Annotated in this window: 18 protein-coding genes and 1 other RNA gene; 9 read left to right on the top strand and 10 right to left on the bottom strand. The window is 39.4% G+C overall.

Annotation, left to right across the window (positions count from 1 at the left end; genetic code table 11):
* Positions 1 to 163: 163 nt before the first annotated feature.
* The 7 genes from rplM (at position 164) to ATS74_RS00510 (ending at position 5,325) form a co-directional block, all read left to right on the top strand.
* Entirely contained in the window at positions 164 to 592 is a 429-nt protein-coding gene (gene rplM / locus ATS74_RS00480) for a 50S ribosomal protein L13 (protein ID WP_002957960.1), read from the top strand.
* Positions 593 to 600: 8 nt separating this feature from the next.
* On the top strand, positions 601 to 993 hold the full coding sequence (gene rpsI / locus ATS74_RS00485) for a 30S ribosomal protein S9 (RefSeq protein ID WP_024600778.1): 393 nt from the start codon (positions 601 to 603) through the stop codon (positions 991 to 993).
* 586 nt (positions 994 to 1,579) lie between these two features.
* Positions 1,580 to 2,170, top strand: coding sequence for a ubiquinol-cytochrome c reductase iron-sulfur subunit (gene petA, locus ATS74_RS00490; protein WP_058546991.1), 591 nt, complete (start codon positions 1,580 to 1,582; stop codon positions 2,168 to 2,170).
* Positions 2,170 to 3,435, top strand: coding sequence for a cytochrome b (locus ATS74_RS00495; RefSeq protein WP_058546992.1), 1,266 nt, complete (start codon positions 2,170 to 2,172; stop codon positions 3,433 to 3,435). Before petA ends, ATS74_RS00495 begins: the two co-directional genes overlap by 1 nt.
* Positions 3,432 to 4,181, top strand: coding sequence for a cytochrome c1 (locus tag ATS74_RS00500; RefSeq protein WP_058546993.1), 750 nt, complete (start codon positions 3,432 to 3,434; stop codon positions 4,179 to 4,181). Before ATS74_RS00495 ends, ATS74_RS00500 begins: the two co-directional genes overlap by 4 nt.
* An 80-nt stretch (positions 4,182 to 4,261) precedes the next feature.
* A complete protein-coding gene (gene sspA, locus ATS74_RS00505) occupies positions 4,262 to 4,888 on the top strand; it encodes a stringent starvation protein SspA (protein ID WP_058546994.1) in 627 nt (208 codons plus the stop codon).
* Positions 4,888 to 5,325, top strand: coding sequence for a ClpXP protease specificity-enhancing factor (locus ATS74_RS00510; protein WP_058546995.1), 438 nt, complete (start codon positions 4,888 to 4,890; stop codon positions 5,323 to 5,325). The genes sspA and ATS74_RS00510 overlap by 1 nt, the downstream gene beginning before the upstream one ends.
* 56 nt (positions 5,326 to 5,381) lie before the next feature.
* Here ATS74_RS00510 and dolP read toward each other — a convergent pair whose 3' ends face one another.
* The 4 genes from dolP to ATS74_RS00530 are packed head-to-tail and all read right to left on the bottom strand — an operon-like array spanning position 5,382 to position 8,862.
* On the bottom strand, positions 5,382 to 5,948 hold the full coding sequence (gene dolP, locus ATS74_RS00515) for a division/outer membrane stress-associated lipid-binding lipoprotein (protein WP_058547505.1): 567 nt from the start codon (positions 5,946 to 5,948) through the stop codon (positions 5,382 to 5,384).
* The gene (locus tag ATS74_RS00520; RefSeq protein WP_058546996.1) at positions 5,941 to 6,534 is read right to left on the bottom strand and encodes an SIS domain-containing protein; all 594 of its coding nucleotides are present in this window, start codon (positions 6,532 to 6,534) and stop codon (positions 5,941 to 5,943) included. Before ATS74_RS00520 ends, dolP begins: the two co-directional genes overlap by 8 nt.
* A 60-nt stretch (positions 6,535 to 6,594) precedes the next feature.
* A complete protein-coding gene (locus ATS74_RS00525; protein WP_058546997.1) occupies positions 6,595 to 6,966 on the bottom strand; it encodes a YraN family protein in 372 nt (123 codons plus the stop codon).
* Positions 6,967 to 6,984: 18 nt separating this feature from the next.
* Positions 6,985 to 8,862: a penicillin-binding protein activator gene (locus ATS74_RS00530; protein ID WP_058546998.1), complete on the bottom strand. Its 1,878-nt coding sequence runs from the start codon at positions 8,860 to 8,862 to the stop codon at positions 6,985 to 6,987.
* A 62-nt stretch (positions 8,863 to 8,924) separates the two neighbouring features.
* On the opposite strand from ATS74_RS00530, the gene rsmI reads away from it, so the two are divergent.
* Together rsmI and rnpB are read left to right on the top strand one after the other, a co-directional pair.
* Positions 8,925 to 9,782: a 16S rRNA (cytidine(1402)-2'-O)-methyltransferase gene (rsmI, locus tag ATS74_RS00535; RefSeq protein WP_058546999.1), complete on the top strand. Its 858-nt coding sequence runs from the start codon at positions 8,925 to 8,927 to the stop codon at positions 9,780 to 9,782.
* A 41-nt stretch (positions 9,783 to 9,823) separates the two neighbouring features.
* An RNA gene (rnpB, locus tag ATS74_RS03285) (RNase P RNA component class A) lies at positions 9,824 to 10,187 on the top strand.
* 223 nt (positions 10,188 to 10,410) lie between these two features.
* On the opposite strand, the gene ATS74_RS00540 is transcribed toward rnpB, so the two are convergent.
* From ATS74_RS00540 to ATS74_RS00560, 6 genes are all read right to left on the bottom strand, one after another.
* Positions 10,411 to 11,814 carry a sigma-54-dependent transcriptional regulator gene (locus ATS74_RS00540; RefSeq protein ID WP_058547000.1) on the bottom strand — a complete coding sequence of 468 codons (1,404 nt, stop codon included), beginning with the start codon at positions 11,812 to 11,814 and terminating at the stop codon, positions 10,411 to 10,413.
* On the bottom strand, positions 11,811 to 13,532 hold the full coding sequence (locus ATS74_RS00545; RefSeq protein WP_058547001.1) for a transporter substrate-binding domain-containing protein: 1,722 nt from the start codon (positions 13,530 to 13,532) through the stop codon (positions 11,811 to 11,813). Before ATS74_RS00545 ends, ATS74_RS00540 begins: the two co-directional genes overlap by 4 nt.
* Positions 13,533 to 13,815: 283 nt before the next feature.
* A complete protein-coding gene (locus ATS74_RS00550; RefSeq protein ID WP_058547002.1) occupies positions 13,816 to 14,877 on the bottom strand; it encodes a putative porin in 1,062 nt (353 codons plus the stop codon).
* A 35-nt stretch (positions 14,878 to 14,912) separates the two neighbouring features.
* Entirely contained in the window at positions 14,913 to 16,184 is a 1,272-nt protein-coding gene (locus tag ATS74_RS00555) for a dicarboxylate/amino acid:cation symporter (RefSeq protein WP_058547003.1), read from the bottom strand.
* Between the two features lie 107 nt (positions 16,185 to 16,291).
* Positions 16,292 to 16,438, bottom strand: a complete 147-nt coding sequence (locus ATS74_RS19940; protein ID WP_161936772.1) for a hypothetical protein — start codon at positions 16,436 to 16,438, stop codon at positions 16,292 to 16,294.
* 495 nt (positions 16,439 to 16,933) lie between these two features.
* Positions 16,934 to 18,016: a mechanosensitive ion channel family protein gene (locus ATS74_RS00560; protein WP_058547004.1), complete on the bottom strand. Its 1,083-nt coding sequence runs from the start codon at positions 18,014 to 18,016 to the stop codon at positions 16,934 to 16,936.
* Positions 18,017 to 18,060 lie beyond the last annotated feature (44 nt).

Consider the following 18,060-nt stretch of genomic DNA (forward strand, 5'->3'; position numbering starts at 1 on the left):
GGTATACTCCCGCGTCTGCCACGTTGCGTTCTATGTCCTCATATAGTTTAGCCACTTGTGAGCGGCGCAAAAGTCTAAAACTCGAAGGGGTTATAGCATACTTAGAGCGGTAGTTAATATTAACTGCCTGTGGTTTTAATTGAAAAACATTGGATTTTTATAAATGAAAACGTTTGTTGCTAAACCAGAAACAGTAAAACGTGACTGGTACGTAGTTGACGCTGAAGGTAAAACTTTAGGTCGCATCGCTACTGAAATCGCTCATCGCCTACGCGGTAAGCACAAAGCTGAATACACTCCACACGTAGATACTGGTGATTACATCATCGTTATCAACGCTGAAAAAGTTACTGTAACTGGTAACAAATTCAAAGATAAAGTGTACTACGCTCACTCTGGTTTCCCAGGTGGTCTTAAGTCTACTACTTTTGATAAACTTCAAGCTGCAAAGCCTGAAATGATCATCGAGAAAGCTGTAAAAGGCATGTTGCCACGTGGTCCTTTAGGCCGCGCTATGTACCGTAAACTTAAAGTTTACGCAGGTACTGAGCACAATCATGCTGCACAACAGCCTCAGGTTCTAGACATTTAAGGAGCACTATCATGGCAAATCAATACTACGGTACAGGTCGTCGTAAAAGTTCAAGTGCTCGCGTATTCTTACGCCCAGGCACTGGTAACATCGTAATCAACAAGCGCTCTTTAGAAGAGTACTTTGGTCGCGAAACAGCACGCATGGTTGTTCGTCAAGCTCTTGAGCTTGTAGACATGACTGAAAAATTTGACCTTCACATCACCGTTGCCGGTGGTGGTACAACTGGTCAAGCTGGTGCTATCCGTCACGGTATCACTCGTGCACTTATGGAGTTTGACGAGTCATTACGTCCACAACTTCGTAAAGCAGGTTTTGTTACACGTGATGCACGTAAAGTTGAACGTAAGAAAGTGGGTCTTAAGAAAGCGCGTAAGCGTCCACAGTTCTCAAAACGTTAATCTATACGTTATCAAGAATTCAAAAACCCAGCTTATGCTGGGTTTTTTGTTATCAAAAATTAGTGATTATTACTTACAAATTAACAACTAAATTTTAAATACTTACCTCTCAAACCCCGCTTCTTCGCGACCTAAGCACTGATCATATTTATATAAACACGCGTATTAAATGTACGAAAGTTAAAAAATACCCAGATAGCTGCAAAAAAGTTAAATAATTATCGTAATTAGTTTAAATCCATCAGTTAATTGGTGGAATTTTTTGCTACAATTGGCTGGCAAGTAAAATGAGTGAGTTTAACCACACTATGTGCAGTTTTTACTGTTTCCTCTTAGTGGTGTTGATCTTGGTCAGTATATTGTTTTTACAGAAGCGCTATTATAGTCGTTCGGCTTTATTCTCGAGCTAACTTAATCAAATGTTTGATCAAGTCAGGTTTATTCGAGCATGGGGCTGTGAATAACCTTGTTTTAATCAAGGGTTTTAATTATGATCGCTTCTATTTTAAAAATTTCGAATAATTAACCTGCTGTAACTGATGTTCTCAATATAGCAAGTGTTGAGAATCATAGTGGAGATAAGTGGATGAGCAATGCGCCTGTAGACAATGGCCGACGTCGCTTTTTAACCATAGCTACCTCTGTTGTAGGTGGTGTTGGTGCGGCTGGGGCTGCTGTTCCTTTTATTGCGTCTTGGAATCCAAGTGAGCGAGCTAAATCTGCGGGTGCGCCTGTAGAAGTAGATATCAGCAAACTTGAGCCAGGACAATTAATACGTGTCGAGTGGCGTGGTAAACCTGTATGGGTTGTATCACGGACCCCTAAAATGCTTGAGCAGATGAAAGAACATGAAGGTCAACTTCGTGATCCGCAATCGCAAGAGCCACAACAATTAGAATCATCAACAAATGATTACCGTTCATTACGCCCAGAGATTTTTGTCGCTGTTGGTATTTGTACGCATTTAGGTTGTTCTCCAGGCTTTTTCAAAGGTAACTTTGGTGAAAAAGTTGAAGGGACTGATGATGGTTTTTACTGTCCATGTCACGGTTCTAAATTTGATATGGCTGGCCGAGTATTTCAATCGGTTCCTGCACCATTGAACTTAGAAATACCACCTTATACTTTTCTTGATGAGACCACTATTTTAGTGGGCGAAGAAAAAGGGGTAGCCTAATGTTTGGTAAAATTGTTAGTTGGATCGACGATCGTATCCCAATGACACGTGTTTGGAACATGCATATTGCACAGTATCCAGCACCTAAAAACTTTAACTTCTGGTACTTTTTTGGCTCTTTAGCCATGTTAGTACTAGTAAACCAAATCCTAACGGGTATTTGGTTAACGATGAACTTTGTTCCGTCTTCTGAAGGCGCATTTGCTTCAGTAGAGTACATCATGCGTGATGTAGAATACGGCTGGTTATTACGTTACTTGCACTCAACAGGTGCCTCAGCGTTCTTCATCGTTGTATATATGCATATGTTCCGTGGCATGATCTACGGTTCTTATCAAAAACCACGTGAGCTATTGTGGTTGTTTGGTATGTTTATTTTCTTAGCGCTAATGGCTGAAGCATTCATGGGTTACTTATTACCATGGGGTCAAATGTCATTTTGGGGTGCACAGGTAATCATTTCATTATTCGGGGCTATTCCGGTTATTGGTGATGACTTAACACTTTGGATCCGTGGTGACTACGTAATATCGGGTGCAACGCTTAACCGCTTCTTTGCATTACACGTTATTGCACTACCATTGGTTATTGTAATCTTAGTATTTTTACACATTGTTGCTCTGCACGAAGTGGGTTCAAACAACCCTGAAGGCATTGAAATTAAACGTAAGAAAGGCTCTGTTGCAGAAGAAGATAAGCCTAAATTTAAATTCCATGAGTATTACACTGACAAAAAAGACATTGTTGATGCGATACCGTTCCACCCGTACTACACAGTAAAAGATATTGTGGGTGTGGTTGGTTTCTTAATCTTGTTCTGTTGGGTTGTATTCTTTATGCCTGCGATGAATGGTTTCTTCCTAGAAGCGCCAAACTTCGAAGCGGCGAATCCACTTAAAACACCAGAGCATATTTTCCCGGTTTGGTACTTTACGCCATTCTATGCAATCTTACGTGCAATCCCTGATAAGCTTATCGGTGTTGCAGCAATGGGTGCATCAATTGTGGTATTAGCATTATTACCATGGATTGACCGTGGTCGTGTTAAATCGGTTCGTTACCGTTGTGGTTTCCACAAATGGAACATTGCAGGTTTTGTTGTAACTTTCGTTCTTTTAGGCTGGGTGGGTGCAACTCCACAAACTGATATGAAAACGATAATTTCTCAAATCTGTACTGTGACTTACTTTATGTTCTTCGTACTGTTATTTGTATACAGTAAGAATGAAAAAACTAAGCCATTGCCTGAGAGGTTAACGAAATGATGAAAAAGCTAATTATCGGTTTATTTGCTTTATCAGTTAACTTGTTGCCTAACATGGTTATGGCGGCAAGTGGGTCGGTTCCTTTAATGGAAGCGAATAACGATATATCTGATCAGCCTTCTTTGCAGCGCGGTGCAAAGTTGTTCATGAACTACTGTCTTGGTTGTCACCAAATGCAGTACCAACGTTATGAACGTACTTTCCGTGATATTGGTATTCCAACTGAAGTTGGTCAAGAGCAATTGATTTTTGATGGTTCTAAAGTAGGTAGCCATATCAAAAACGCGATTGGCAAAGAAGATGCTGCGAAATGGTTTGGTGCGGCTCCGCCGGATCTAACAAATGTTGCGCGTGTGCGTGGCAGTGATTGGATTTACACCTATTTAAAATCATTTTACAAAGATGAATCTCGCCCATTTGGCGTAAATAATACGTTATTTCCATCAGTAGGTATGCCACATGTTCTACAAGAACTTCAAGGTTTACCTACAGCTATCACTGAAGAAGTAACTGTAGATGGTGTAACAACTGTTCACATCACAGGTACTGAAACAGACGGTACGGGTGAAATGAGTGAAGGCGAATATGATGATGCAGTTCGTGATTTAACGAACTTCCTTGAGTATGTAGGTGAGCCTACACGCCTTGAATCAGAAGCGTTAGGTATTAAGGTAATTGGATTTTTAATTATCCTATTTATCTTGGCATTTATGCTTAAGAAAGAATACTGGAGAGATGTTCATTAATTTGAGCATTTTACAAGGTAATTTTGCAATAGGGGCTTAAGCCCCTATTGCTGTTTTAGTTATTTAATGGAGGTATAGGCATGGCCGTAGCTGCCAATAAGCGCCCTGTAATGACCCTTTTTTCTGGTGCTAACTGTATGTATAGCCACCAAGTACGTATTGTACTTGCGGAAAAGGGTGTAAGTGTAGATATTCATTTGGCTGAAAAGGATAACCTGCCAGAGGCACTTCACGAAATTAACCCTTACGGTACAGTGCCAACACTGATTGACCGTGAGCTTGGTTTATACCAGGCAAACATCATCATGGAATACCTTGATGAACGTTTTCCTCATCCTCCACTAATGCCTGTTTACCCGGTAATGCGTGGTCGTAGCCGTTTAATGATGCACCGTATTGATACTGATTGGTACAGCCTAGCTGACAAAATCAGCAATAATGCATCAGATGCTGCGCAAGCTCGTAAAGAGTTAACAGAAGCATTGCTTGCAATAGCACCTATTTTTAGCGAAGCACCTTATTTTATGAGTGAAGAGTTTAGCTTAGTAGATTGTTACTTAGCACCACTATTATGGCGTTTACCTGAGTTTGGTATTGAACTTAATGGTGCAGGTTCTAAAGAGCTTAAAGAATATATGATCCGTTTATTTGAACGTGAGTCATTCCAAGCCTCTTTAACTGAAGCTGAGCGTGAGATCCGTTTATAATGACGCCTAATCGTCCTTATTTATTACGTGCTTTTTTTGATTGGATTGTTGATAACGACTGTACGCCACATTTAGTGGTAGACGCTGATTACCCTGCTGTACAAGTGCCAACGCAATTTGTACAAGATGGACAAATTGTTTTAAACATAAGTCCTTCTGCAGTTACTCAGTTTTCGTTAGACAAAAACCAACTTAGCTTCGATGCGCGCTTTGGTGGCCAACCAATGCAAGTTTACGTACCAATAGGTGCTGTACTTGCAATATATGCGCGTGAAAATGGCGAAGGAACAGTCTTTACTACAGATGAGTTTTTAGAGGACGAAGACGAATTTGTACCAGAGCTTGAAAGTGTTGATTCATCAGATGAAGTAATCGATGAAACTCCGGCAGAAAAGCCTCAGAAGAAAAAAGGCTCACATTTACGTGTTGTAAAATAATACGTAAATACAAAAAAACCGCTTTTAAGCGGTTTTTTTATATCTGTATTTTATGTTTACAAGTATTCAAACACTTTAATTACACGCTCTACACCTGATACATTACGGGCAATATTTACAGCCTGGGTAGATTCAGAGTCAGACACTAAACCCATTAAAAATACTTCAGCGTTTTCAGTCACTACTTTAATGTTATTGCTGCTGATGTCTTTTGCTGTTAGTAACTGGGCTTTTACTTTAGAAGTAAGCCAAGAGTCATGTGTTTGCGTAGTAATACCAATATTTGAACCAATACGAATTTGATTGTGTATTTTACGAATGCCTGCAACGCTCTCTATGGTGCGCTGAGCTTCGTTTTTCATTTCTTCGTTTGCTACTTGGCCTACAAGTAAAACAATGCCATTGACGCTTACAGCGTCTACATTCGCAAATTTTTCGATTCTTTCTACTTCACTAAGTGCAATGCTGGCTTTTATTTCAATATTATTGTCATCAATTTGAGAGCCTATGGTACGGCGATCATTCGCTGCAGTTACTGCACTGGCTGTACCTGCAACAACAGCGGCTGCGCAACCTTGCAGTAATACCACAGTACCTAAGACAATAAGAGAGCGTTTAAACATAATTTTCATCCTGAGGGAAAAGCGTTAAATCAACCAGTTCGCTTAAACAGTGTAAGTTAACTAGGTGAGATTCAATAATGCGACTTGGGCGCTTAGAAGGTGTTCTAATTTCTACGTCGTTAGGACCAAGTAAACCCACGAGTTCGCCGCCATCGTCGCCAACCATAACTATGACCTTCATATCTTTAGTTAGTGCGGCTTCAACAGCAGAAATAACATGTTTTTCGTTGCCGTTAATAGCCAAAGCGAGTAGTAAATCACCTTGCTGAGCAAAAGCACGTACTTGACGTGCAAACGTATCATGGTCGTCTACTTGCGTACTTTGCCCTAAGTTAATGTTCTCTTGCGATAAGGCAATAGCGGGTAGGCAAGGACGCTCTGTTTCATAATGATTTACTAATACGCCGGCCATGTGTTGGGCAAGCATGTGGCAATTTGCAGTGCCACAACAAATGAGTTTATTACCGTTGATCAGGCTTTGTGCAATTGTGAATGCAGCTGATTCGAGTGCGCTAGGTAAAACTTCACCTGCGGCTATTTGTACTTGGATACTTTCTGTAAAAATTTCTTTAATTGTATCTTGCATAGAATACCAACAATTTATACCTAATCTTTATATTCAATCTAAGCTTGCTTTGAGCCAGCTTTAAAATACGTTTTTAAGCCAATTTATATTCGGGGATGACTCACCGGTTATGGCTACATAATCAATTCTTAGCGCTTGATTAGTTAAATTTTTAGCGGCTAAGTAATGATAAATACTGCGTTTTAATCGTGCTTGTTTTTGAGGGCTTAGTGCGTAATTAGCACCACCGCGAGCATTATTTTTCCTAAATTTAACTTCAATAAATACAAGCGTATCACCTTCTTTCATAATGACATCTAGTTCACCAAAGGGGCAGTAATAATTACGCTCAATAGGGGTTAACCCCTGAGTAACTAAATATTTTTGCGCTAGCAGCTCGTAATACTGGCCTTTTTCGCGACTATTTTGCCACAGCTCTTTAAACCACGACATGCCGCCCCCTTAATAACGTTAATTGATAGTTTGTATTCCACTTGCCGATTGCATAAATAATGGCACAGGACGCTGCGTTTTTAACTGCACAGTTTTGATACGTCGATTAATGTACTGCGCCCAGTCAAGAGTGCGTTCAATATGGCCGCTGGTATTTACCGATAACTTACCGCTTAAGCCGCTATATTGATTACCAGGCATAACACTTAGTTGTCTAATGTCGTGCAATATAGATACTGCATCGTAAGCCATTGCAAACAAGCGTTGGCTGATATCTACTTGCTCAGGCCAAAGAGCATTGTATTGCTCGCGAAGGTTATGCTGCTTAATTTGTGAGTCGAGCATCCACGGTAACTCCGTAAAGTATAGGCCATCTAAATCGCCTTTATCTGTACGATCAATTTGCTTACTGTGGCTTTTTGAGCTGGCGTATAATGGAATACGCTCTGCAAAGGTGCTTACATTCACATCTAGGTAAGGCTTAATTAGGCGTGTTTCTATTGCATCGCCCAAAATGTAAATAACGTCAATGTCACTACGAGAACGCGTTTCGTTTTCTACTTCTTGCTTAAATAATGCTTTAATCGCTGTAATACGCTGTTTAGACTTATCGACTTCCAATAGGCTTGTAATTGTATTTGGCATATCTTTTTTGTCGTTATAAAAGCCAATTTGCGGCTTTGTCTCGCTATAGCGTTGCCACTGCAAGTTAAAGTAATCGACTAAGCGTTGGCCATTTGCATTATTTGGCGCAAGTAGCATTGGTTTTTGATAGCCCTTAGCTAAAAAGTGTTCTAAAGCTTGCTGCACTTCATGTTCAGGGTTTAAAGCAAAGTAATAATGTTGTAGCGAAATTCGTTCACCATCAAATGTATTTAAATGCAAAGTGGGTGTATCTATTAGCGTTTTTGCATTAGCAAGCTTGTCTATGTTGGCTTTTAGCAGTGGGCCAACGACAAAGTCTGGTTTTATTTGCTCAAGCTGTGCGGCAATTTCTTGTGTACTTAAATTTTCATCGATAAAAATCGTTTCATTAATGTTTTGTGTATCAAGTGCAGCTAACGCGCCTGCTTTTAATGCATCTCCTAATCTTTCGTTAGGGCCTGATTGCGGAAATAAAACTACTAAGCGCTCAATATTAATAGGTGCAAGCTGTGCAAGAGATTCATCTTGCTCTGGCAAAATAGTAAATGCTGGGTGCCCAACATAGCGCCTTCGCCAATTATTAATTGCCTGATCAAGTTCTACGGTACTGTTAGCATAAACCTGATGATATAAAGCTAAGTTAATCCAGCCTTGTTGAATAACAGAGCCACGATTAAAGCGCTCAAGCGCATAAGAAGAAAGCTTTATTAAGTTATCCCACAGGTCTTGATTGAGTTGAGGAATTTCGATGTTGTTTTTTGTTGCCGTTTCAGAGGCTCTAAAAAAGTATGGGGCAGCTCGTTTTGGAAAGTTTTGTGATGTATAAATACTGGCAGTTAAAAACTGATGCCACGCAAAATGCTCAGGCTGTGTAAGTTGCCCGTCTAACGATTGCAAAATAACGAGTGCTTTATCATTTTTGTTTTGTTGTTTTTGTGCAAAAGCAATATAAAGGCGATTTTGAATTTGATCAACGCTTGCTGTTAATTCAAGGTCACTACCAATTTGCTCTAATAAAGGCCAATTTTGTTCACTAATGGCCGCATCACGGGCACTGTAAAGTAATTGTATTTTATCGGCACCTTGGCGGTTTTGTGCTAATTGATAGATAGATTGCGCACTGGTTGCTTGATTTTGCAGTGCATTAGCGCGGTTACTTACGTTATCGCTGTTTTTAGTTGGTTTTTCGGTTGTGCTACACGCCGATAACCCTGACAATATAATTAATAGACTAACTAGTTTAAGTCGCACAAATGATTTCCCAATACGTTAACGCGATTTGCTTATATTACTGACTGACGCAGGAGACCTCAATGTTAAATGAGGAGAATTCACAGAAAATTGGCACTCTTTACATTGTTGCCACCCCAATTGGCAATTATGACGACTTAAGTCACCGTGCCATCGCGACATTATCGCAGGTTGACTTAATAGCTGCTGAAGACACTCGCCACACAGGCAAGCTACTTAGCCACTTTGGTATTAAGGCTAAAACGTTCGCATTACATGACCACAATGAGAAACAAAAAGCCCAGCAAATTATTGATCAGCTTAATCAAGGTTTAAATATTGCGTTAGTATCAGACGCTGGTACACCGCTTATTAGCGATCCAGGTTATGCGGTTGTAAATTTATGTCGCGAACAAGGTGCACATGTAACACCTGTTCCCGGTGCGTGTGCAGCAATTACTGCGGTATGTTGCTCTGGATTACCCACAGATCGCTTTCAATTTATTGGTTTTACACCTGCTAAAAGTAAAGCAAGGCAAGATTTTTTTATCGAAGCAGTTAATTCGGGCATAACCAGCATAATGTACGAAAGTACGCACCGTATTATGGCAAGCCTAGATGATTTGGCGCAAGCACTTGGCGATGAGCAACAAGTGGTGTTTGCTAAAGAGCTTACCAAAACCTTTGAAACCTTTTTTAATGGTAGTGTAAGCGAGTTAAAGCAGTTTTTAACAGATGATCCTACTAAGCAACGCGGCGAAATTGTATTAATGTTGCCGGGTAAACCAAAGTTAGTAGACGATATACCGCCTGAAGCGCGCAAAATGCTGGCACTTCTTGAGAGCGAAATGCCAATGAAAAAAGCCTGTGGTGTAGTGGCTGAGTTCTTTGGGATGAAAAAAAATGCACTATACAAAACAATTATTGAAGAAAAAGAGTAAATATTACTGCGCTTGGCTTGAGCGTCATGTATACTGCGCGCCGAGTCAGCCAAGATGATCGCTGCCTGTGACGAAAATGATCAGGGGGAGGAAAGTCCGGGCTCCACAGGGCAGAGTGCCAGCTAACGGCTGGGGGGCGTGAGCCCACGACAAGTGCAGCAGAGAGAAGACCGCCAACCTCGGTTGGTAAGGGTGAAAGGGTGCGGTAAGAGCGCACCGGGCCGCTAGTAATAGTCGGTTGCAAGGTAAACTCCACTCGGAGCAAGACCAAATAGGGTTCCTTATGGCGTGGCCCACGTTGGAACCGGGTAGGTTGCTTGAGCCATAGAGCGATTTATGGCCTAGACGAATGATTATCACTTTCTTCGGAAAGGACAAAACCCGGCTTATAGGCTGACTCACTCATTCAATAAAAAGCCCGCAGTTAACGCTGCGGGCTTTTTTGTGTTTAAATTTTGCATTGAAGTTATACCAACCTGCATAAATCTTTGATCAATTTAACGAATTAAATTGCACTATAACGTCGTTAAAAATTTTTTATTTAGAATAACTAGATACAAAAATTTCTGCCTAGTTCTAGCGTAATTTTCTTAACGTTAAATAGACCTCATATATAAGCATATTGGTATTACTGCATGTTTTTCAAACGTTTACTTAATGCAGGTTGAGATATCCCTAGTAATTGCGCTGCTAACGACTGGTTTGAGTTTGCTCGCTTCATGGCTTCTTTAACGAGTAGATCTGCCGCTTTTTTTAGAGTGGGCAAGGTGCTCGAGGCTTCAAATAAAGGCTTTTCTGGTTGAGCATGTATGTTTACATCAGGCATTGAGTCGATAATGCCTTTAAATGCCTTCATTGAAAGCTCCCCTGATTGATGCGTGCTCATTGCATCAAACGCCATTGCGCGCAGTTCTCTAATATTTCCGGGAAAGCTGTAGTTTTCTAGCAAAACAAGTAAACCTGCAGGAATTGATGCTAGCTCTTTATCAAACTCATCAGCGGCGAGTGTTAAAAAGTGCTCAAGTAGCAGTGCGATGTCTTCTTTTCGTTCTCTAAGCGGTGGAATATTTACATGATGAATTTTTAAACGATAGTACAAGTCGTTTCTAAATTGGCCATCTTCTTTTTTGCTGTGTAAGTCTTGATGGGTTGCAGCAATAATACGGGCATTTATTCTTTTTGGGGTATCGCTGCCAACCGGATAGTACTCACCTTCTTGTAATAAGCGTAAAAGTTTTACTTGCGAGGCAAGGCTCAAATCGCCAATTTCATCTAAAAATAATATACCGCCAGAGGCTTTCTCAATCATGCCTTTGCGGGCTTGATCGGCGCCAGTAAAAGCGCCTTTTTTATGTCCAAATAATGTATCTGAAAATAAGTTGTCATCAAGGCCTGCTACATTTACACACACGAGTTCGCCACTACAACTGCTCGTTTCATGTATGGCTCTGGCTATGAGTTCTTTGCCGACTCCGCTTTCGCCTGTAATTAAAATAGGCTGTTGGCTATTTGAAATAGATTCTATGTAATTAAATGCCGAATGCATCTGATGATTAACACTAATAATTTTAGCAAAAGCAGGGTGCAAGGCGCTTTGATTCTCAAGCATATAACCGCGCATAGCTTGGTTTTCTAAATTTAGCTCTTGGTAACGAATAACCTGCATTATGCTGTTGCTAAGTCTTTCTGGCTCTTCGGTTTTCACGTGGTAGTCGTATGCGCCAAGCTTAATGCATTGCACCGCCGACTCAACCTGGTTAATACCGCTAATAATTACTACAGAAATATACGGGTATAGCTCTATTATTTTTGGAAGTAGTTCATCGCCGCTTATATGTGGCATGTTTAAATCAAGCAATACAACACGTATATTGCCCGATGCTAAATGGCTCATTACATCTGTGCTATCGCTACATTGAACAACATTATTAATGCCACAATAACGCTCAATAGCAAAAGAAATGCTGCGCAAAAAACTTGTGTCATCGTCACAAATTAAAACTTGAAACCCGGGATATAAGTTTGTGTTCATAACTCATTCTCTTTTTGTATTAGTGGTAGTGAGAGTTTTGCTTTTGTGCCTTCGCCAAGGGTTGATTTAAAGGTTATTTGCCCCTGATGATCACGTACGATCCCAGCAGATACAGATAGCCCTAAGCCTGTTCCACCTGATTGGCGTTTAGTTGTATAAAATGGGTCGGTTAACTTTCTTAAGTCTTTGGCGTTGATCCCAATACCCTGATCTTCTACTGTAAGCACTACACTGTCGTATTTGGAATGAAAATAAGTGGTAATGGTGATTTTTTGGCTTTTATTTTCAAGTGCTTGGCAGGCATTTAAAATTAGGTTAACTATCACTTGCTCTATTCTACTACCCGAGCCATAAAATGTAGGTAGTTTATTAGCAAGATTAACTTCTACGTTGCTGGTTGAGTTTTTAAGTTGATTATTAACAAGACGTAAAGAGCGCTTTGTTAATTCGTTTAAATCAAGGCGTTCATTTTTTTGATGGGCAGTTTCGCCTTTTACAGCAAAACTCTTTAAATCCTCAACAATGCCTTTAACTTTATTGCTTGCAACGTGCATGTCGTCGAGTGTTTCTGGGAGCATATGTTTAAGGCGGTTATAGCTAACACCTGCGATTAAAAAGTCGCCGTGTTCTACTTGATGCTCATCGAGGATCTCTATAGCTTGTTCAAAGGCTTCTTTAACAAACGGAAAGTTAAGCGTTAATATACTGCACGGGTTATTTATTTCATGCGCAACGCCAGAAACAAGTACACCTAAAGATGCCATTTTATCTGCATGAAGCAGTTGTAGTTGTTGTGCTTGAAGCTCTTTAGTACGGCTTTCTACTTTTTTACGCAGTGCTTTATTCCAAATAAGTACAACGGTACTTATAAATAACAGCACGACTACAAATAAACCCGCCGCTATGCCAGCTTTTGACCAAATAGAGACCTCTAACGGGCCAAACCATTTATCATATATTTCTTGCTGTCGGCCGGTATTTTTTAAAATAGCTAAGCCTTGGGTAAATTGCGAGAGCAGGGCTTTATCGGCTGTTTTGGTTGCATAGCCATATAAGCGGTTTCGTTCTAGGCTAGAGATCGCTTTAATGTTAGAAAGCCCTAACTTTTGGCTTAAATATAAACCCGGTAAGTTAGATACCACTGCAAAGTCGTATCTACCTGAAGCGAGCAAACGCAGTGCATCGGCATGGGTTTCAACCGGAATTAATACAATATTTAATTTAGCTTCGTTTAGCATATCAAACGCTGAGCCGTTGGCTTGTACAATAACGCGATAGCCTTCAAGCTCTGTGTAGTTAGTTATTTTAGGACTATCGTCTCGTGCAAATATAGAGTGATTTACATAGGTGTGAGGGCTAAAGTTATAAAGATCGGTGCGCTCTGGTGTGGCAGCCATTCCTTGTAAAATATCTATTTCACCTTGATCAAATAAAGCGCGGGTATTTTCCCACGTATCTAATTTTATTTTGATATTTAAGCCCATTACGGCAGCAATTTCACGGCTCAACTCAACATTGTAACCTGTATACTTCCCTTTGCTATCAATAAACTCATAGGGCGGGTAGTTGTAGTCGCCACCAATAACTATTTGCTTAGTTTGCGGCTCTGCAGCGGGTTGTAGGTAATCTTCAGCGTGGCATATCGATACACTACAACCTAAAAAAGTAATAAGTAGTATGGTAAATGCAAAGTAATGTGTTTTAAAAAGTGAAACCAATTAGTTAAACCCCTTCCCTAGTTTTAATAGACTAAATATTTATGCAGGTGGACTATAATCCCTATTTTCATTTTATAGAAATTAGGTACTTATAGATATTTTTTTGCTGTTATTAAATAAATTTATGAAGTGGATATTTATTAGTAGATAAAATAGCTAGCTGAGTGATTAACTGGACATGTTTATAGTGATTTTTTAATGGTTTTAAAAAATTAATAGATTAATTTTTATTGAAATAAAAGCGATTTAAATTAAAAAATTAAATCGCTTTGTTAAAAATATATTAAAATTTCATATTCAAATTTACTTGTAGCCTGTCGCGGTCTTCGTTGTTGGTCGCAATATCTTTATTAAGGTTATCTACGCTGTACCATCTTAAATCGGCATTTAAGTTATCAGCTATTTTATAATCGAGCTGAACACGCGTGCCTTTAATATTAGTATACGAACCCGGTGTATTAGTTTGTGTAAACGCACCATTCATAGGTAATGCATAAGCTTCTGTGTGTAATATATAAAAGCGCACACCAAACTCTTTATTGATTTGATAGCGGGCGTGTACAGTGTAAGCGGTATTGTCACTTTGTGCTTCACTTGTATAGTAGTCGGCAGCTAAGCGAAATGGCCCCATTCTTAAATCGGCATTGTAAGTCATCACATTACCAGCTTGGTCGTCATCAAGCCCTGACTCAGCACTTGCGTAAGCGGTGTCTGAGGCACTTACAAAAATACCACCAATACCCGCTTTAAATTTTATATCATTAAACTGCGCTGCATAAACACCTTGCAGTTGCTGCCAGCTAGCATCGCGTTTACCTTCGCCATTATCTACGTTTTCTTCAAGAATTATATGCCCTGCGTTTACGCTAAATGTATTGTTTGTCCAATTAGCTTGCACACCTTCAAGGGCAATATCATCACGAAATAGTAATTCAGATGAATGCATATAAACTGCGGCGGCTTTACCAATATATACACGAGTATTATTAATGCCCGTGTACTTCATAAAGGCTCTGTCTAAGCCAAAGTCGTCGTTGTCGGTTGTATTTGTTATGCCAAATGTTTGATGAGTTGAATCGTGCTGGCTAGAGGTGGTTCTAAATCGCATTTGCGCAGACCAGTTTTCTGTTGCCGCATATTTAATACCAAAACGTGCACGTAATCTGGCGCGGCTAGTTGTATCAATTGTATCGCCATCAGTGCGTTCAAAGCGCATACGCATATCACCAAATAATTTAACTGCTTCTAAGCCATTTAAACCTTCAATAGTTACATCTGCATGAGCTGGTTTAACTAGCGCCATTACGCTTAATGCAATTGGTAAATATATAAATTTAGCCGTCATTTTTATTCTCTATAAAATTGGTAATTAAACAGGGTTTATTGTTTAGCTGTTTGTGGAGCAGTGCTTTCTTTGTTGTAAACAGCGATATCAAGCTCACCTTCGCTTTTACCAATTAATAAAGTCACCATTAAATCACCCGTTACATTAATTGTGGTGCGTGCCATATCTAAAATACGGTCAATACCTGCAACAATTGCAATACCTTCAAGGGGTAAACCAACAGTGGTTAATACCAATGACAACATAATTAAGCCTGCGCCAGGTACACCGGCTGTACCTACAGAAGCAAGTGTGGCTGTAGCAATAATTGTGAGGTAATCGGTAGTAGAAAGGTCAACACCAAAGGCTTGAGCAATAAATAATGCTAATACACCTTGATATAGCGCGGTGCCATCCATGTTGATTGTTGCGCCTACGGGTAAAACAAAGCTTGAAACAGTGCGAGATACACCTAGGTTTTGGGTAGCGCATTTTATACTTGCAGGTAAGGTTCCTGAGCTACTTGTGGTTGTAAAAGCAATAACTTGCGCTTCAATAATCCCTTTATAAAAACGCTGTGGGTTAAGTTTGCCTAGCAAGCCAACAAAGCCACCACCCAAGACTAAAATGTGAATTATGCAGCCTAGGTAAACTAAACCAATCACTTTAATAAGTGGTAATAGTACGTCTAATCCATACTTACCTGATACCCATGCCATTAATGCAAATACACCATATGGCGCAAGTCGCATTACCAGCTCTGTTAGTTTGTACATAGCGTCTGCTAGGCTTTCAAATACTTTAGCTGCTGGTTCGCCTTTTTCACCAATGAGGTTCAAAGCAATACCTAAGCTCAGTGCAAATACAATAATTTGTAAAATATTACCTGATGCTAACGATCCCACTGGATTTTTTGGCACTAGACCTACAATAGTATTCATTAAGCTAGTACTTGGTTTAGCATCGGCAACTGTTGTGGCAACCATATTTAAGCCTGCACCTGGCTCAAAAAAGATACCGAGGCCTAGGCCAATTGAAATAGCAACAGCGGTTGTTGCTAAATAAAATACGATTGATTTAATACCAATACGGCCCATTTTTGTGGTGTCTTTCATTGAGGTAACGCCCACAATTAGTGAGCAAAATATAAGCGGTACAATTAACATTTTAATCGCACTAATAAATAGCTGGCCAATGGGTTTTATATATTCAGCATTACTGCCTAAAAGCATGCCAGCAAAAATACCCGCTATCATACCTATAAGTATTTTTAGCCAGAGCGATATTTTTTTAGGCTCATTATTTTTCATACTTGTTGTATTAGTCATTTTTATTTCCAATTATGAATGGGAGTTATTTAATTTTTGGGTTGTTTAAGTTTTTAATATTGTTGATTTTCAATCGGTAATTTCGCTCAATAGCTCTTCTTTATGGGCTATTTTGAGCACGGTTCGAGGGCAGCAAATTGCATTTCGGGTTTATTGATAGCTTGTTGTATTTGCATCCCATCTAAAGCATCAGTAGGGGCGTCGGTATTACCGAGTAAATCTTTTTCTTGGCGAGTTTTATTATGTAAGTGCATGGTTAAGCTCTAATGTTGTTAGATTATTGTTATTGCATTAATAATGCCAAGCAATATAGTGTTAATAAGTTATTGATGCTGTTGGTTTTATTAGGGTTTTAGATGTTTTTTATTAATATAACTTTATGCATAACTCTCTATGGGTCATGTTTGTACTAAGCACGTTTTTGAAGTGTGTGGGAGAGTTTTATTAAATATTATCAAGAGGTTATATGTTGTTATAACTTTTACTATGGATATAACAAAAGTTATTAGATGTTTGGCTATATTATTTAAATTGAAGGTGTAAATTAGAATAAATGCATTAAAAATCTAACGCGTGGTGTTTTTGTGCTTTTGTTTACTATTTATATACAAATGACGTTTGTTATAAGAGGGAGCGTTTGGGGTTGAACATTCGCCTCTACCAGTACCGTTAGGCAGTAATGGCAGCGCCGCGATTAAATAGCCTTTAGGGTCGAGGTTTTTAAACCTTAAAAGTATACATAGTCTGGCTTAAATAATGTTTTTACCTTGCTCTGGATCTCTGGAGTGTTCTGCTTGCTCACGTATTTCATCTGTATCGCTACTTACATCGTCAAGTGTTTCATTTTGTTCTAAGGTTTCACTGTTATTTTTATGCGCGGGTAGCGGCTGGGTAAGGTTTTTATCAACGTCGTTACTTTGTGAAGCGCCATTTAATAAAATTCTTTCTCGTGCATCATCAGGCATGCCGATATTTTGTTTTGTGAACTCATTTACTAGCTCACGCATTATCTGAGAGGCCACTTTCAATGGGCTATGTTGCTCACTATTAACCCAAAAAAACAGGTTGAAATTAATAGTAGAAGCCCCTAAGTTTTTAATAAGTACCTGAGCTGGTGGGTCGCTAAGTACAGCACCTTGCTGAGTGATAATTTTAAGTGCGAGAGTTTGGGCGCTGCGAATATCGTTATCATAACCAATACCTATTTCGACTTTACCACGCATTTTTGGGTTAGCCGTCAGGTTTTTAATAATATTTTTGTAAACTGTCGCATTAGGGATTTGTATATGGTTTCCATCGTAATCAACAAGCGTTGTAGCTCTTGCCGTTACTTTTTTAACAACCCCTAAACGTCCATCAACTTCAATTACGTCGTCTATTTTAAAAGGGCGTTGTACACTTAATAATAAACTCGCTATAAAATTTTCAGCTATATCTCTAAAAGCAAAACCCAATATTAAACCAATAAGTCCGGTGCCACTCATTATGGCAACCGCAAACTCAGTTAGCCCTGCAAGTCGTAAAAATAAATACACGCCTAATAATAAAATTAAAATACTTATGCCGCGCCTAACAACTAAGTGAACTAATTTGCTATCGGTCATGTAATCAATGGGTTTTATGAGTATTTTAGAAAGTGGTGAGGCAATAAAATAACTTATTGCGAGTAATATGAATCCTAATAAAAGAGTGGGCAATATTTGCGCTGTAGTATGTAGTAATTGCACGCTTTGATCGTAAAAATACTGCCAACTAAATATATTTGATTTAGTGACTAATGTATTTGCAGCTTCGTTATTTAGGCTTGTTAGCAGGTTTAACTGACTGAGCATGCGTACCTTCCTTGAATATTGATTACTATTAACAGAGCAAGTTT

This window comes from Pseudoalteromonas sp. H103 (assembly GCF_001469205.1).
Classification (GTDB): domain Bacteria; phylum Pseudomonadota; class Gammaproteobacteria; order Enterobacterales; family Alteromonadaceae; genus Pseudoalteromonas; species Pseudoalteromonas carrageenovora.

Excerpts from the sequence above, each read along its gene's own strand:
- rplM (WP_002957960.1), top strand. The coding sequence starts at position 164 with ATGAAAACGTTTGTTGCTAAACCAGAAACAGTAAAACGTGACTGGTAC.
- petA (WP_058546991.1), top strand. The coding sequence starts at position 1,580 with ATGAGCAATGCGCCTGTAGACAATGGCCGACGTCGCTTTTTAACCATA.
- ATS74_RS00495 (WP_058546992.1), top strand. The coding sequence starts at position 2,170 with ATGTTTGGTAAAATTGTTAGTTGGATCGACGATCGTATCCCAATGACA.
- ATS74_RS00500 (WP_058546993.1), top strand. The coding sequence starts at position 3,432 with ATGATGAAAAAGCTAATTATCGGTTTATTTGCTTTATCAGTTAACTTG.
- sspA (WP_058546994.1), top strand. The coding sequence starts at position 4,262 with ATGGCCGTAGCTGCCAATAAGCGCCCTGTAATGACCCTTTTTTCTGGT.
- ATS74_RS00510 (WP_058546995.1), top strand. The coding sequence starts at position 4,888 with ATGACGCCTAATCGTCCTTATTTATTACGTGCTTTTTTTGATTGGATT.
- dolP (WP_058547505.1), bottom strand. The coding sequence starts at position 5,948 with ATGTTTAAACGCTCTCTTATTGTCTTAGGTACTGTGGTATTACTGCAA.
- ATS74_RS00520 (WP_058546996.1), bottom strand. The coding sequence starts at position 6,534 with ATGCAAGATACAATTAAAGAAATTTTTACAGAAAGTATCCAAGTACAA.
- ATS74_RS00525 (WP_058546997.1), bottom strand. The coding sequence starts at position 6,966 with ATGTCGTGGTTTAAAGAGCTGTGGCAAAATAGTCGCGAAAAAGGCCAG.
- rsmI (WP_058546999.1), top strand. The coding sequence starts at position 8,925 with ATGTTAAATGAGGAGAATTCACAGAAAATTGGCACTCTTTACATTGTT.
- ATS74_RS00540 (WP_058547000.1), bottom strand. The coding sequence starts at position 11,814 with ATGAACACAAACTTATATCCCGGGTTTCAAGTTTTAATTTGTGACGAT.
- ATS74_RS00550 (WP_058547002.1), bottom strand. The coding sequence starts at position 14,877 with ATGACGGCTAAATTTATATATTTACCAATTGCATTAAGCGTAATGGCG.
- ATS74_RS00555 (WP_058547003.1), bottom strand. The coding sequence starts at position 16,184 with ATGACTAATACAACAAGTATGAAAAATAATGAGCCTAAAAAAATATCG.
- ATS74_RS19940 (WP_161936772.1), bottom strand. The coding sequence starts at position 16,438 with ATGCACTTACATAATAAAACTCGCCAAGAAAAAGATTTACTCGGTAAT.
- ATS74_RS00560 (WP_058547004.1), bottom strand. The coding sequence starts at position 18,016 with ATGCTCAGTCAGTTAAACCTGCTAACAAGCCTAAATAACGAAGCTGCA.